Source organism: Qipengyuania sphaerica, assembly GCF_019711595.1.
Classification (GTDB): domain Bacteria; phylum Pseudomonadota; class Alphaproteobacteria; order Sphingomonadales; family Sphingomonadaceae; genus Qipengyuania; species Qipengyuania sphaerica.
On the sequence record NZ_JAIGNR010000001.1, the window covers coordinates 569,726 to 585,249 of the forward strand.

At 61.9% G+C, this 15,524-nt stretch carries 8 protein-coding genes; 3 read left to right on the forward strand and 5 right to left on the reverse strand.

Annotated features, from left to right (window positions below; all coding sequences use genetic code 11):
• Positions 1 to 144 precede the first annotated feature (144 nt).
• Positions 145 to 2,721: an ATP-dependent chaperone ClpB gene (gene clpB, locus K3178_RS02920; RefSeq protein ID WP_221569880.1), complete on the forward strand. Its 2,577-nt coding sequence runs from the start codon at positions 145 to 147 to the stop codon at positions 2,719 to 2,721.
• A 111-nt stretch (positions 2,722 to 2,832) separates the two neighbouring features.
• Here clpB and K3178_RS02925 read toward each other — a convergent pair whose 3' ends face one another.
• Both K3178_RS02925 and K3178_RS02930 read right to left on the reverse strand, forming a co-directional pair.
• The gene (locus K3178_RS02925) at positions 2,833 to 5,928 is read right to left on the reverse strand and encodes a TonB-dependent receptor domain-containing protein (protein WP_247713492.1); all 3,096 of its coding nucleotides are present in this window, start codon (positions 5,926 to 5,928) and stop codon (positions 2,833 to 2,835) included.
• 257 nt (positions 5,929 to 6,185) lie between these two features.
• Positions 6,186 to 6,761: a hypothetical protein gene (locus K3178_RS02930; RefSeq protein WP_221569881.1), complete on the reverse strand. Its 576-nt coding sequence runs from the start codon at positions 6,759 to 6,761 to the stop codon at positions 6,186 to 6,188.
• A gap of 159 nt (positions 6,762 to 6,920) precedes the next feature.
• Between K3178_RS02930 and K3178_RS02935 the strand changes: the two genes are divergently transcribed.
• A complete protein-coding gene (locus K3178_RS02935; protein WP_221569882.1) occupies positions 6,921 to 7,226 on the forward strand; it encodes a hypothetical protein in 306 nt (101 codons plus the stop codon).
• A gap of 51 nt (positions 7,227 to 7,277) precedes the next feature.
• Here the strand turns inward: K3178_RS02935 and K3178_RS02940 are convergent, their stop codons facing one another.
• The 3 genes from K3178_RS02940 to K3178_RS02950 all read right to left on the reverse strand — a co-directional run bounded on the left by K3178_RS02940 (position 7,278) and on the right by K3178_RS02950 (position 13,906).
• A complete protein-coding gene (locus tag K3178_RS02940; protein ID WP_221569883.1) occupies positions 7,278 to 9,155 on the reverse strand; it encodes a tetratricopeptide repeat-containing sulfotransferase family protein in 1,878 nt (625 codons plus the stop codon).
• A gap of 2 nt (positions 9,156 to 9,157) precedes the next feature.
• Complete coding sequence (locus K3178_RS02945; protein WP_221569884.1) at positions 9,158 to 10,687, reverse strand: 2OG-Fe(II) oxygenase family protein; 1,530 nt, start codon at positions 10,685 to 10,687, stop codon at positions 9,158 to 9,160.
• A 90-nt stretch (positions 10,688 to 10,777) separates the two neighbouring features.
• Complete coding sequence (locus K3178_RS02950; RefSeq protein ID WP_221569885.1) at positions 10,778 to 13,906, reverse strand: TonB-dependent receptor domain-containing protein; 3,129 nt, start codon at positions 13,904 to 13,906, stop codon at positions 10,778 to 10,780.
• Positions 13,907 to 14,318: 412 nt separating this feature from the next.
• On the opposite strand from K3178_RS02950, the gene K3178_RS02955 reads away from it, so the two are divergent.
• On the forward strand, positions 14,319 to 15,491 hold the full coding sequence (locus K3178_RS02955; protein WP_221569886.1) for an acetyl-CoA C-acetyltransferase: 1,173 nt from the start codon (positions 14,319 to 14,321) through the stop codon (positions 15,489 to 15,491).
• The last annotated feature ends 33 nt before the right edge of the window (positions 15,492 to 15,524 follow it).

Genomic DNA, 15,524 nt, shown 5'->3' on the forward strand with positions numbered 1-15,524 from the left:
GAGCGTGCCCCTTGCGGTGCGCGCCGCAGAGCCTACCTATGCGAGTAACACACCTGATTATTTGCAGGTGGGGAGGACTTGTGTGGCCAAAGTGCAACACTATATCGATGCGGTATCACCAATCCCGAGGGGGCAATTCCACCGATGAATCTCGAAAAATTCACCGACCGCGCCAAGGGCTTCCTGCAGGCCGCGCAGACGGTCGCGATCCGCATGAACCACCAGCGCATTTCACCTGCGCATTTGCTCAAGGCGCTGCTCGACGACGAGCAGGGCATGGCCGCGCAGCTCATCCAGCGTGCAGGCGGGAATGCGGGCGTGGCGATCACCGAGGTAGATACGGCATTGGGCAAGGTCCCTGCCGTGTCCGGTGGCGGAGCGCAAGCGACGCCGGGGCTCGACAATGACGCCGTTCGGGCGCTCGACCAGGCCGAGCAACTGGCCGAGAAGGCGGGCGACAGTTTCGTGCCGGTCCAGCGCATCCTGCAGGCACTTGCGCTAGCGGAAAATGATGCGGGCCGCGCACTGAAGGCGGCCGGAGTCGATGCAAAATCGCTTGAGGGTGCCATTCAGGAGGCGACAGGCGGCCGCACCGCCGATAGCGCAGGCGCGGAAGACGCCTACGACGCGATGAAGAAATACGCGCGCGACCTCACGCAGGCGGCACGCGACGGCAAGCTCGATCCCGTGATCGGCCGCGACGAGGAAATCCGCCGTACGGTGCAGATCCTCGCCCGTCGCACGAAGAACAACCCCGCCCTGATCGGTGAGCCCGGCACCGGCAAGACCGCCATTGCCGAGGGCCTCGCACTGCGTATCGCCAATGGCGACGTACCCGACAGCCTCAAGGGCCGCACGCTCATGGCGCTCGACATGGGCGCACTGATCGCGGGCGCGAAATATCGCGGCGAGTTCGAGGAGCGGCTCAAGGCCGTGCTCGACGAGGTGAAAGGCGCCGAAGGCCAGATCATCCTCTTCATCGATGAAATGCACACGCTGATCGGTGCGGGCGCGAGCGAGGGTAGCATGGATGCGTCCAACCTCCTGAAGCCGGCCCTTTCACGCGGCGAGCTGCACTGCATCGGCGCGACCACGCTCGACGAATACCAGAAATATGTCGAAAAGGACCCCGCGCTCCAGCGGCGTTTCCAGTCGGTCTATATCGACGAGCCCAGCGTCGAAGACACGATTTCGATCCTTCGCGGGATCAAGGACAAGTACGAGCTTCACCACGGCGTGCGCATCACCGACGGTGCGATCGTGGCCGCCGCGCAGCTCAGCAACCGCTACATCCAGAACCGCTTCCTGCCCGACAAGGCGATCGACCTGATGGACGAGGCAGCCTCGCGCATCCGCATGGAAGTGGAGAGCAAGCCCGAAGAGATCGAAGGCCTCGACCGACGCATCATCCAGCTGCGGATCGAAGAGCAGGCGCTCCAAAAGGAAACCGACAGCGCGTCGAAAGAGCGCCTCGAGAACCTGCGCAAGGAACTGGCGGACCTCGAACAGCAATCCAGCGAGCTCACCACCCGCTGGCAGAACGAGCGCGACAAGATCCATGCCGAGGCGCGGATCAAGGAAGAGCTCGATGCCGCACGCCTCGAACTTGAACAGGCGCAGCGTGCAGGCGATCTCGCCAAGGCGGGCGAGCTGCAATACGGCAAGATTCCCGAGCTGGAAAAGAAGCTCGAGGAAGCCAGCGGCCAGACCGATAACGCGCTGCTGCGCGAGGAAGTCACCGAGGACGATATCGCTGGCGTGGTGTCACGCTGGACCGGCATTCCGGTCGACAAGATGATGGAAGGCGAGCGCGAGAAACTGCTCGATATGGAGAATATCCTGTCGAAGCGGGTGATCGGGCAGAGCCAGGCGATCGATGCCGTCTCCAAGGCCGTGCGCCGCGCGCGTGCCGGCCTCCAGGATCCGGGGCGTCCGCTCGGCAGCTTCCTGTTCCTCGGCCCCACCGGCGTCGGCAAGACCGAGCTGACCAAGGCGCTCGCCGGATTCCTGTTCGACGACGACCAGGCGATGGTCCGCATCGACATGAGCGAGTTCATGGAAAAGCACGCGGTCGCCCGCCTAATCGGCGCGCCTCCGGGCTATGTCGGTTACGAAGAGGGCGGCGTGCTGACCGAAGCCGTGCGGCGCAGGCCCTATCAGGTCGTGCTGTTCGACGAGGTCGAGAAGGCGCACAGCGATGTCTTCAACGTGCTGCTGCAGGTGCTCGACGACGGACGCCTGACCGACGGGCAGGGCAGGGTGGTCGATTTCTCGAACACGCTGATCATCCTGACCTCGAATCTCGGCAGCCAATATCTCGCCAACATGGACGACGGTCAGAAGGTCGAGGATGTCGAACCGCAGGTGATGGACGTGGTGCGCGGGCATTTCCGCCCCGAATTCCTCAACCGGCTGGACGAAATCATCCTGTTCCACCGCCTCGCGCAGGAGCACATGGCGCCGATCGTCGATATCCAGGTCGCGCGTGTGCAGAAGCTGCTCAAGGATCGCAAGATCGAACTCGACCTGACCGAGGCGGCCAAGAAGTGGCTCGGCCGGGTTGGGTACGATCCGGTCTACGGTGCGCGTCCGCTGAAGCGTGCGGTGCAGCGCTATGTGCAGGACCCGCTCGCCGACATGATCCTGTCGGGCAAGGTGCCGGACGGTTCGACCGTCAAGATCGACGAGGGGGACGGCGCGCTGGAGATGACGGTCGTCTGAGAACGACACCAGAGTCCGCGCACAAGGTAGATCGGGCGCATAAAAATCAGCGGTCCACGAAAAAGGGGCCCCGGTTTCCCGGGGCCCCTTCTTTTTGTCCGAAGCCGAAGCTTAGAACTGGAAGGTGGTGTTCACGAACCACTGGCGACCGATGAAGTCGTAGTTCGAATCCACCGGAACGTTGCTGCGGCCGACCGTGCTGTACAGAACACCGAAGTTACCGAACGAGGTAATACGCGGAGGCTGCTTGTCGGTCAGGTTGCGGACACCCATGTTCAGGATGAAGTCGTCGAACTTGAACCGCACCGACGCGTCGTGCGTAAAGTAATCGTCGATGTCCAACAGGTAGTTATCACGGACGATCTGGTCACAGCCTTCGAAGAAAGGCTGGCCGGTCTCGCTGTCGGTGCAGACGAACTCGTCCGAGCTGTCCACGTCGCCGACCCAGGTCAGGCCATAGCGAAGTTCGACATTGCTCCAACCCAGGGTCGCATCGAAGACACCGACCCACTCGGGCGCGCCGATCGAGTCGTTGAAGTCGACTTCGAAGTCGGTCGGAAGGCTTGCCGTGGTCTGCTCGAGATACTTGGTGACATTCGCGTTGAGGCGAAGGTTCACGTCACCAAGATCGACCGAATAGCGCAGGTTGCCTTCGATGCCCTCGACACCGAACCGCGAGAGGTTCTGGTAGCCGGTGACAACTGTAAGGGCATTGGCAGCATCGCGCGAAACGTTACGGCACAGGCCCTGGCCCGGCTGGAAGCCGCCGACCTGGTCGTAGCACAGGCTGAGCACGGTGCCGGCGGTCACGAGGTTCACACCGTTTTCGATGTTCGTGTCGAAGTAATCGACTGCAATCGAAAGATCGCCAAGCGAGGACGGTAGCGGCGGCTGGAGAACCACGCCGACGCTCAGGTTGTCCGAGGTTTCAGCAGCAAGGCCCGAAGCGGCCCCGCCCAAACGGTTCACCCGAACAGGCGAGTTCTGAATAAACCCATTGAGGCCTTCGGTGGTGCAGTTCGTCAACGCCGCACCAGTCGGAGGGCTGGTCAGGAAGTCGCACGGGTCGGTGCTCTGAGCGAGGAAGCCCGAGCTAGCGCCGAGGAACTGCTCGTACAGCGCCGGTGCACGGTACGAGGTACCGTAGCTGGCACGGAAGCCGATGAATTCGGCCGGCTGGTATTCGCCCGCAACCTTGTAGGTCCAGTCGCCACCATAGGATTCATAGTCGGTGTAACGAGCCGATGCGTTGACGTTCAGCGCATAGGCAAACGGTACGTCCGAAAGGAGCGGCAGGAAGATTTCGCCGAAAGCTTCCCAGACGCTGTCCGAGCCCACGGTCGGCGAAGCAGAACCGGAATTGACGCGAAGCGGACCAGGCTGGTCGTTGATCGAGTTCGTACGGTATTCTGCACCAAGGCCGAGCTGAATGTCGCCGCCCGGAAGTTCGAACAGCGGACCGTCGACGAACGCCGAAAGGATCGTTTCGCGATACTTCGTAACGCTCGTGTCGGGCTGGTAGACGTAGTTCAGGAAGTCCTGCGGAAGGTTGCCTGCCACGACTTCGGGCGAGAAGGCCGGAGCCGGGACGCAGTTCGGGTCAGCCGTCTCGGCACAAACGAAACCGCCGAAGCCATCCGATACGACATTGACCGAACGGGCGAGGTTGGGTTCGACTTCGACCAGCTGGTTGACTTCACCGTCGCTGAACGACTTGCTCGCGTAGAGGTCGTAACGCCATCCGTCGAAGAAGAAGTCACCGCGAAGGCCGCCTGCGAAGCGCGAGAAGTCGACTTCCTGCGTGTTCGTGAAGAGGCCTGCACCGATGAAGGTACGTACGGCGATCGGCTGGAAGCCGGTCGTGGTGTCGCCAGCGGCAAGGAAGACCCCATCGCGCAGTTCTGCGGGAAGCAGCTCGCTGCCGACGAGATAGTCGATGAGCAACTGACGCGTGAAGGTGTTGCTCGACTTACGCTGGGTAAGCAGCGTTTCCGAATAGATTTCGGCGTTGCCGAGAATGTCAAGTTCGTAACCGAGCTCGAGATAGCCGGTGATGGTCTCGGCTGGGGTGAGCAAGGTGGTCTGCAGGTAACGAGGATCGTAAAGATCGCGATTGTCAAGGCCCACACCAAGGAAGCCGGCTGGCGTGAAGCCACCTTCACCATCTGGCAAGCTGGGCGTTCCGGGAGCGGGCACGAAGCGGTTGAATCCGGTGTTGCCGCCAATGAAGGGGACGACTTCCCCAGTGACCCTATCGATGCCCGATTGCCTGGGAAGGCCGACGGTGTTGATCGTCGTACCGCCGTTGCGGATCGTGTAGCACTGGACTCCTTCGGGGCCGTTGCGACCAAAGGCATCGACCGGGTCGGCCGAACCGAAAGCAGAGCCTTCGCCGGTCAGCTGGCCGTTGATCGGGCAGCTGGTGTAGGAAACGTCGCCTTCCTGGATTTCTTCGCGATTGAAATATTCAACCGAGCCCAGGAAGCGGAAACGATCCATCTGCTTGCCGAACGAAATAGCCGCGCGCGTCGAGATCCCGGCACCGATTTCGGGCACGTTGACCGACGCATCGACGACCAGTCCGTCGAGGTTGGTGTTGGTGATGGCGTTGATAACGCCGCCGATCGCGTCCGAACCGTAAATCGACGATGCGCCGGCCTTCAGCACTTCGATGCGCTGGAGGATAGCGGTCGGGATCGTGTTCAAGTCGACCGAGCCGACCGAGCCGCCGACACCGGCGGGGGAAAGGCGGTGGCCGTTCAGAAGCACGAGTGTACGGCCCGGCCCGAGATTGCGAAGGCCGATCGTGTTGATGCCCGTACCACCATCGGTGATGAAGCCTGCGCGGAAGTTGCCGTCGATCGACGAACCGGCAGCAACTGCCTGGCTCTGCAGCGCGTCGGTGGCATTGGCGAAGCCTGCCTGCGTCACTTCTTCTGCAGTGATGACGGTGATCGGCTCGATCGCAGAAAATTCGTCGCGACGGATGCGCGAACCGGTGACGACAATCGCGTTATCGCCGCCTTCTGCGTTTACCAGGCCTTCTTCTGCAACCTGCTCTTCGATTTCCTCGACTGCCGGCGAATCGACATCGTCATCGGAATCCTGCGAATAAGCTGCGGTCGAAAATGCCAGGGCGGCAAGGCCGGCACTGGCGTAAAGCGCTGTCCGTCCACCGACGGAAACTAGCGTATTTCTCATGTTCATTTGGAACAGTCCCCTAAGCTGACCGGCCCAATCCGGTCGAAGCCGTATTCAAAGCAACCAAAAGCGGTTTACGCAACCTGCCCCACTGCTAACGCTGAATTAGCTGCGAGGCAGTCACAAAAATATCACACGGGGACATTTCGGTGACGACTCTCCTCCGGAAATGTATGTGGCAGAATTGGCGAAGGTTAACTCCGGCCCGCAAACCGGCGGGCGGTTAAGAGGCAGTTTGCGCATCGTTCCTTCGCGACCATCTGTCACCGGATGCGATTCGCCTTGACCCCTCCCTGCTTTCCGATCCTCAGGAAATAGGACGACAGTGCGCCGCTCTTGATCAATAGCGTGTCGCCTACCTTGGGCTTGAGCAAACGGTTCGGCACGTCGGAAATCCGCCAGACCGCGCCTTCCTGCGTTTCGATCAGATAGCCGCCCGAATGCGAGCCCGAGACCGCTGCAATCGTGGTTTCGATTTCGTCGATCTCTTCCTCGTCGGCCGCATCTTCGCTGCCCTTGCGCTTGCCGAAAATGCCAAGGTCGGGAAGCGAGAACCCGAACAGCTTGCGCCGCGTCTCGCGCACTTCCTGCCGATCGACAATCCGCAGATCTCCTGCATCGGCCGAGGTGATCAGTGTGGCGGCAGCTTCGTCGAAACACGCAAGGCGCGCGGTTGGATCGGCGATCGCCTGGCACGCCCTGAGCGTGTCGATATGGGTCGGCGAAGGCTCGGCCCCGTCCTGGGCATGAACCGGCGCAGCCCAGGCACTCGCCATGAATGCGGAACAAGCCAGCAGTCCGGCCCGTGCGCGGGTTGTGCGAAGTCTTCTCTGATCCATTTCAAACGCTCCTCTCGTCGATGCGGAGCATAGGTCCACCGTTCCCGCGCGCCAATGCCATTTTTCCATGAGGGAATTCTAATGAAAGAGATTTCCGGATGAATATTGTATTTTCGTGGTCTTTCAAGTTAGGCTCGCATCAATAACGGGAGATTCCGAATGATGACGACCAAAATCCGCGTTCTGGGTACAGTAATGGCGGCAGCGATATTGCCGTTGGCTGCTCCGGCGCTTGGCCAGGAAGAAGAAGAAAAAGGTCGGGAGATCGTCGTCGAAGGCGAGGGCAAGGGGGACACCATCAGCGACGAACCCGATCCGGTCATCTGCAAGACGATCCGCTTGACGGGATCGCGCCTGGGCGAAAAGCGAGTCTGCCGTCGCGAAAGCCAGGTCAAACGCGATCGGGCGGAAATCGCGCGGGACATCAACCAGAAAACGCAGTCGAAGCCACACTCGGGCAACTGACCTCGCCTTCTCCCGGTGCGCGACCCGTAATGTCGCCGCTGACAATGTCGCCTAGTTAGGCGCGTAGTCCATCCGTTCGGCCCAGGGCTTCAGGATCGGCAGGACCGGTTCGAGGTGGCCCTCATACCGGCGCCAGCGCTCGCTGGCGTGGGTGTAAAGGCCTTCCCCGATCTGCGCGTAGCTGGCGGTGCGGACACGACCGCGGTTTTTTGCGGTTTCGGTGTGGTCGACCATCCTGTCGTTCCACTCGAGGTCGAGCCACTCGACCAGCGGCTCCAGTTCTGCCCGCGGGTCCTGGACCAGCCGCTCGTAACGAACTGCACGCCAGTCGACATCGAACAGATCGAGCGCGCGATGCCACGCCTGCCAGACTGCGTCGTAGGTCTTTGCAGCCTCTTCAAGATCGGTGAAACTGCGCATGGCAATATTGCCGCGGAAATTCGCCATGAAACAGCTGAGCACCACGTCATAGGGATGGCGCTCGGCGAGGATGAAGCGTGCTTGCGGAAAAAGCCGCTTGATCAGCGGCACACGCTGCATGTTGAGCGGGTGCTTGTCGACCAGCCAGCGGCTGTCGTCATAGCCCTCTGCACGGGCGAGCTCGAAATAGGTCGAGCGCAGTTCCGCGATGCGGTCTGCGTCCATCTTGGCCAAATCCTCGCCCCGGGTGAGCGATCGTATCCGCGCGACCATCGGACGTTCCTCGAGCACGCTGAGCTCGTCCAGCCCCATCAGCATGGTATCTAGCAGCGTGGTGCCAGAGCGCGGGAAACCGACCAGGAAGATCGGATCGCGCATGGCGTCGGATGGTACGTCAGGCTCGGACCAGCTTTCGCGCCATTGCTTGGTCCAAAGCTCCAGATCGGCTTTCACCTGCTCGCGGTAGCTGGGGCCGGACAGCGGGCGCGCGACATTCTGCGCGGCGGCATTCATTTTCTCGAATGCCGCAAAAGCCTTGTCGGTGTTACCAAGCCGGTCGGCAATCCCGCCGACAAGGTGCCAGCGGTGGTTCGGCAGCACGTAGTCCGGGATCATGTCGGCCAGTTCTGCTGCCTTCTCGAAGTCGCCTGCTCGGCGCGCTTCCCAGGCGAAGAGATAAGTCGCTTCGGGCGGGGCCTGGTCGTTGTCGTAGCGCGCGACGAATTCGGCCAGCTCGTCCAACCGGTTCAGCTTTTCCAGGATCATGCCGTATTCGACATGTGCCTCGCCGAAATCATCCGACAATTCGATTGCTCGGCGCAATATCGGCAGCGCACCTTCGAGATCGTCTGCATGGGTCAGCGCCATGCCCAGTTCGGTCAGCACGCGGCCGTCGTCCGGTGCAATGGAGCGCGCATCCTGCAGCACCTTGACGCGCGGGGTCGCGCGATCGGCGATCCGGAGGCAGTCGCCAAGATTGAGATAGATGTTCACGTCTGCCGGGGCGAGCGTGATGGCGCGTTCGAACAGGGCGATCGCCTCGTCGAAGCGTTCTTGGCCGGTGCGGATATTGGCAAGGTTGTTGAGGCTGGCGAGGTCGGCAGCATCACCATCGATTGCGCGCTGGTAGGCAAGAGCGGCCTTTGCCTCGTCGCCCCGCTGCTGGTGCACATATCCCTCGATACGCGCCAGCGCGGGATCGGCCTGTCCTGCCGAAATCTCAAGCGCGCCGTCGAAGTCGCCTATTTCCACCAGCGCCGCTGCGAGATTGTTGCGGCTCGGACGGTCTTCGGGATTGAGCACGATCAGTTCGCGCAGCATCGGGATAGCCTTGTCCGGCTGTCCCATGCGCAGGGCGGCGAGGCTGCCGAGAGCAAGGAAAGGCGCGCGATCGCCATCACCTTCGAGCGCCGTTTCGGCAGCGGCCAGCGCGGCGGGCAGATTGCCCGAACGCATTGCCTGCATGGCGGCCATGAGCTGGGGAGGAGGAGGAGGCGCAGAGGCGGACATGGTCAAGTAAGCTCGTTATCCTGGAGGGGGCGGGCGATGTCGAATGCGACCGTGAGGCGCTCGCCGGACGGGAAGCGGCGGGTACCATGCCACATGGTCGATGGAAAGAGTACGAGGCGCGCTGTCCGCGGCTCTATCAGACGCACGGGAGCGAGGTCCGGCACGACGTCACGGCATTCGCCGAGCGACAGCCAACCGGGATGATCTTCCCCGGTACCATCGCCAAGGCTGTCGGGCAGCGAAACGTATAGTGCCGAGCTGAACCAGCCCTTCGAATGGACATGGTCCGAGTGGAATCCGCCATCCGTCAATCGCACCGACCACGAGCCCGAGAACAGGGCAGGCGAGCGATCCTTGAGCAGCGTAGGATGCCCTTCACGATGGTCAGGCAGGTTCGCGATATGCTTGCGGACCGTACGCTGGAGCAACTTGCGCAGTTGTATGATCGGTTCGTCGAGGCGGAGCAGGAGATGGCCGTCGGTCTGGGTTCCTCCCCGTACGGACTGGCCCAGTGGCTGGCTCTTGGCGAAATGCATCGCGCGCAGGTGATCTGCAAGGCCGGGTATCTTCGCGAAGTCGGAAGAGAGATCGTAGACCCCGACAAGTTCCTCGTCGCCTTCGAGCCATGACCAGCGCTCGTCGCCGGTTAGCCTCCACGCAAGCGAGAGGTAGGGCCAGAGATGATGCTCGCGGTCGCGCGAAATCAGCGGTTCGAGAAACCGCGCCGTATCCTCGGGGCGGCCGGCGCGAAGAAGGTAGCGGGCGTGATAGGAAGCGTCCGCAATGCGCGAGGTCGTATCGCAGCGGGCAAATATCTCGCCCGCAGTCTCAAGCTCGCCGAGCTCGGATGCGATATGGGCGGAAAAAATCCGGAAAGCAGGGTTCGCAAATCCGCGCTTCCCGGCATTCTCGCCGAGTCTTTGCGCGGCTTGCGGGTCCAATGTCTCAAGCGCCGTATTGATTGCCAGGAGGTGCAGCTCCTCAACCGCGGGATGGCTGGCGATGGCGCCTTCGATCGTCGCAAGCGGGTCCAGGCCGAGCTGGCCGCGCAGATGCGCCGCATCGCGGTGGCCGTCGGTCCACAGGGGGTTGGCGGCGAGAACCTGCTCGAGGAATTGCAGCGCATCCTGCGGCGATCGTTCGTGCAGGCGGGCAGCGGCAATTCCGCGGATGACATCGCCGTTCGATGGCGCAAGGCGGCCAGCGGCCTCAAACAACTCGAGCGCGGGTTTGCCCGCTTCGAGAGCCGTGCGTGCGTTGGAATGGGCGATCAGCGGGTCGTTGGGTGCCAATTGGCTTGCGCGCGTGAAAGATCGATAGGCGAGGTCGCTCTCGCCCAGGCTGCGCGCAGCCAGGCCCAGCATTTGCTGGAACCGGACATCGCCGGGGTGTTTCGTGGCCAGCCTTTGCGCGGCGGGGAGCAATATGTCGGCGTGGCCCGCCTTGAGGACCGACAGCCCGGCAACGAAGGCGGTCTGCGCATCGCTTTTGACCAGCGATTTAACCGTGCTGCGGGCTTGTGCGCGTTTCATCGTGTCTCGTCGTAAGGCCCGCAAGAATGAGGCACAAAAGAAAATGGCGGACCCGAGGGCCCGCCATCTCCTTACTAGTAGGAATGAAGCTTAGAATTCAAGCGTCACGCCTGCGTAGATGTAACGACCAAGCGCGTCGTAGGTTGCCGCGTACGTGTTACCGTTACACGGACCCGACGGGCAGGACTGCGAACCAACCAGCGGCGGCTCCTTGTCGAAGATGTTGTTGGCACCCAGACGGAAAGCGTAGTTGTCGCCGATCTCGTAGGTGAGTGCGAGATCGAAGTAGTTGACGGCGTCGAAACCGGCATTGCCCGGGCGAGCCGGAGGATTGCCAGGGAACGGGCCGCCAGCGACACCATCCTCGTTATCGACGGCACCGTAGTAACGCCAGCGAACCGAAGTGCCGAAGCCGTTGGCGAAGTCGAAGCCCACACGAGCCTGGTGACGCCATTCGGGATTCGGACCCCAGCTCAGGATACCGGCCGAGCAGGTGTTACCGAACAGGCCGGCACAGTCATACTCAGGTGCGGCGTCGAAGCCCGGATCGAGCGTCAGCGACATCAGGTAGGTGCCGACGAAGCTCAGGCTCAGACGACCTGCGTCGCCAATCTGGCTCGAGTAACCGGCCTGGACGTCGACACCTTCGGTGCCGATGCCACCCACGTTGTACTGGATGTCTTCGACATAACCGAGGTTCGAACGCCAGATCGAACCCGAACCGTCACGGTTGATGAGACCGCAGAAGAACGGATCAGCGGTTCTGGTGCAGGTGCCAAGGATAGTGTCCTGACCGTAGCCCTGGATTGCGTCCTCGAGGTCGATCTTGAACCAGTCGACGCTGGCGCTGAAGCCCGGCAGGAACGTCGGGGTCAGAACCACACCGGCAGTATAGGTGTCGGCGATTTCCGGAGTAAGATCCGGGTTGCCACCGATCAGGCCGTTATACTGCTCTGCGGGGTTCGAGCCGACGATCTGGCCGACGCTGAGACCCTGTGCAAGACAGCCGGTGTCGGCTGCCGTGATCACGAAGTCTGCGCACGGATCGGTCGAGCCGTTCAGAGCGACACGGATCGGAGCGAAGAGGTCCTGCACCGTGGGTGCGCGGACTGCACGGTTGTAACCGCCGCGGATGGTGAAATCCGGGGTCGGCGACAGTTCGCCTTCGATCTTGTAGGTGTCGGTCGTCGCACCGGTCGAATAGTCGGAGTAACGATAACCAGCCGTGATGGTGAAATCGTCGAGCCAGCTATCCTGGACGAGCGGGAGACGGACTTCGGTGAAGATTTCCTTCACGTCGAACTTGCCCGAGACGGGGAGCGTAGCCGCACCCTGACCGGAAAGGTCGCCAGCCTGGAACGAAGCGTCCGAGTAGAACTCGAGCGATTCTTCGCGCCATTCCGCACCGATCACGAGGCCAACGCCTTCCGATGCCCACGGCGTGCGAACGCCGTATTCACCCAGTGCGCCCGACAGGTAAGCCGAAGCAACCTGGGTCGAGACGATACCGCGCGAGAGACCCGCAGTGACCAGGTAAGCGGTCGATTCTGCGCTCGGCGGGTTGTCGCCCGGCGAGAAGATGTCCCAAGGAACGCAGCTCGGATCCGTACCGTCGAGCGTCGAGCGGCAGACGGGGGTTCCGTCGGGGCCGGTGACGACGTCGAGAGCGCGGGTCAGCTTCACGATCGACAGGTCGTTCGTGTAGGTCTGCGAGAAGTTCGTACGACCGTACTGGTAGTACGCATCATACGACCATGCCGGGCTGAGATCGCCACGCAGGCCGAACACCGCACGGTAGGAAACGTGCTGGAGGTCGTCACGACGCGGGCCACCTTCGACGTTACGACGCAGCAGCTGGAGGAAGCCACGGTTGTAGGTCGCGCCAGTGGTCGGATCGATGAAGTTGAACGGCGTTGCGCCCGGGGTGTTGCCCACCACCGAGAATGCGTCGTTCGGATCCGCGCTGACGAGCAGGTTTTCGGTATCGCAAAGCGCTGCGAACTGATCTGCGCCCAGAAGCGGGTTGTCGCAGTTGATCGACAGCGTGTTACCGAAGTCACCCGACGGGGCGATCTGGGCAACGGTGCGGTCGTCCATGAACATGAACTCGGCATACGGGTGCAGCGCAGGGCTGATTTCGTAATCCGTGAACACGCCAGCGGTGTAACGTTCGTCAGGACGCTGGTAGTAGTTGAACGGACCGAAGTTGAAGCGCTGGAACGCGGCCAGCGAACGACCCGGGCCGAAACCTGCCAGAGTGGAGGTGAAATCATCGATACCGTCGGGTTCGCCGTCCGGGCCGGTGAAATCAGGAACCGTGTCGTAATAGATCGCGGTACCGGTCGGCGAGGTGAGCGAGCCACCGCACGAGTAAGGCGTTGCGCTACCTGCGGTGTTTGCCGAAAGTGCACAGGCCGAATAGTCGCGCGAAGCCTGAGTGACCGCCTTGATGTTACGGTAACCAATGTAGGCAGTGGCGCGGCCACGACCGTCATCGAAGCTCGTGCCGAAAGCCAGCGTGGCATCGAAAGTGCCGCCGTTGGTCGAGGTGCCGCTCGGATAAGCGAAGCCGCGGCCTTCGAGAGCTGCGATGTAAGCATCGCGATTACGCTGGTTGTGGTTGTAGACCGAATACTGGGCGTCGAGCTTGAAGCCTTCGAAGTCCGTATCCATCACGAAGTTGACAACACCGGCAACGGCGTCTGCACCGTACACCGACGAAGCACCGCCGGTAAGGACGTCGACGCGCTCGACCATGACGGCCGGGATCACGTTGATGTCGGGAGCAGCCGTGGTCGGGTCACCCGGCATCAGGCGACGGCCGTTGATCAGGACCAGCGTACGCTCGGTTCCGATACCGCGGAGGTTGATGGTTGCAGCACCGGTCGCGCCGTTCGCGAGCTGGCCCGACTCCGAAGCGAAGACCTGCGGCAGCGAGTTGACGAGGTCTTCGACGCGGGTCGTACCCGTGATGGCGAATTCTTCGTTGCTGACCACGGTAACCGGGCTGGCCGAATCCAGGTTCGGCTGCTTGATGCGCGAGCCGGTAACAATGATCGGCTGGGCGGAAGTGCCCAGTTCGTCACCATCGACCCCCTCGGCCGGCTGAATACCAGGATCAGCCTCCTCGTCGATCTGTGCGAACGCCGGAGCAGCCATCAGCGCAAGGCCGATGACGGTCGGTGCAGCACTGACCTTCAGAATGGTAGATTTCTTCATGAGATATCAATCCCCTATAAAAAATCCGGAAATCCGGATCCTTCTCTCTTAAAAAAGCTTCGAACATACGCGCAGGGCGCATGGTTACGCAGCTAGTGACTGAGTGCGGCAGCTAGGGTGCCTGCGTAAACGGGAAACTGATCGTTTCAACAAATTGACACATTTGTTGTGGCTTGTTTGCAACAAACGGAAATCGGCGGAAAAGCTGGCTCCGGGACTTGTAGGCGCGGACGGCCTGCGAGTCGGAGATGGCCTGATCGCTGCGAGCGTTAACCAATTGAAAGACAAGCTGCGCCGATGCCGGGGAAAAGCGATCCGGCCTGCGCCAAGGCTCGGGTAATCGCCCTGCACTTGACGTAAACGGAAACCAGCCATAGTCCGGTCGCAAATTGCAACCGAAGAGGATTCCCGCATGCCCGAAGCCTATATCGTCGAAGCCGTCCGCACCGCTGGCGGGCGCAGGGGAGGGCGGCTTGCAGGTATTCATCCGGTCGATCTTGCTGCGAAGTCGCTCGATGCCGTGATGGAGCGGAGCGGACTCGAGGCCAAGGCTATCGACGATGTGGTGATGGGCTGTGTCAGTCAGGGCGGCGAACAGGCGATGCAGGTCGGGCGCAATGCCGTGCTTGCCTCCAAGCATCTCGGCGAAGGCGTGCCGGCCGTCACGATCGACCGCCAGTGCGGCTCCAGCCAGCAGGCGATCCAGTTCGCCGCGCAGGCCGTGATGAGCGGGACGCAGGACGTGGTCATCGCCAGCGGTGTCGAAAGCATGACCCGCGTGCCGATGGGCTCGACCGCCATGTTCCACATGAAAGAGGGGCTGGGGAACTACAAGTCGCCCGGCCTCGAAGAGAAGTATCCCGGCATCCAGTGGAGCCAGTTCATGGGCGCCGAGATGATCGTGAAGAAGCACGGCTTCTCCAAGGACGATCTCGACCGCTTCGCGCTGTCGAGCCACGAGAAAGCCATCGAAGCGACCAGGTCCGGCGCATTCGAGGCCGAGATCGTGCCGGTCGAGGTGGAAACGCCCGAAGGCACCGAATTGCACACGGTCGACGAGGGTATCCGTTTCGATGCGACGCTCGATGGCATCGCCGGCGTCAAGCTCCTCAGCCCCGAAGGCACGATCACGGCTGCTTCGAGTAGCCAGATCTGCGACGGGTCGAGCGCGGTACTGGTGGTGAGCGAAAAGGCGCTCAAGGAATACGGCCTTACGCCGCTCGCGCGCATCCATAACCTCACCGTGACCGCAGGCGATCCGGTGATCATGCTCGAAGAACCGCTGTTCGCCACCGACCGTGCATTGGAGCGGGCCGGCATGAAGATCGACGATATCGACCTTTACGAGGTCAACGAGGCATTTGCCCCCGTGCCACTGGCGTGGCTCAAGCACACTGGTGCGAACCCGGAAAAGCTCAACGTCAACGGCGGCGCGATCGCGCTGGGCCACCCGCTCGGCGCGAGCGGGACCAAGCTCATGGCCACGCTGGTCCACGCGCTCAAGGCGCGCGGCAAGAAATACGGCCTCCAGACGATGTGCGAAGGCGGCGGCGTCGCCAACGTGACCATCGTTGAATCGCTGTAAGCGTATTCACGCTCAACAGCTTCGAGGCACTTT

Coding starts and splice junctions, on each gene's coding strand:
- clpB (WP_221569880.1), top strand. CDS start 145: ATGAATCTCGAAAAATTCACCGACCGCGCCAAGGGCTTCCTGCAGGCC.
- K3178_RS02925 (WP_247713492.1), bottom strand. CDS start 5,928: ATGAACATGAGAAATACGCTAGTTTCCGTCGGTGGACGGACAGCGCTT.
- K3178_RS02930 (WP_221569881.1), bottom strand. CDS start 6,761: ATGGATCAGAGAAGACTTCGCACAACCCGCGCACGGGCCGGACTGCTG.
- K3178_RS02935 (WP_221569882.1), top strand. CDS start 6,921: ATGATGACGACCAAAATCCGCGTTCTGGGTACAGTAATGGCGGCAGCG.
- K3178_RS02940 (WP_221569883.1), bottom strand. CDS start 9,155: ATGTCCGCCTCTGCGCCTCCTCCTCCTCCCCAGCTCATGGCCGCCATG.
- K3178_RS02945 (WP_221569884.1), bottom strand. CDS start 10,687: ATGAAACGCGCACAAGCCCGCAGCACGGTTAAATCGCTGGTCAAAAGC.
- K3178_RS02950 (WP_221569885.1), bottom strand. CDS start 13,906: ATGAAGAAATCTACCATTCTGAAGGTCAGTGCTGCACCGACCGTCATC.
- K3178_RS02955 (WP_221569886.1), top strand. CDS start 14,319: ATGCCCGAAGCCTATATCGTCGAAGCCGTCCGCACCGCTGGCGGGCGC.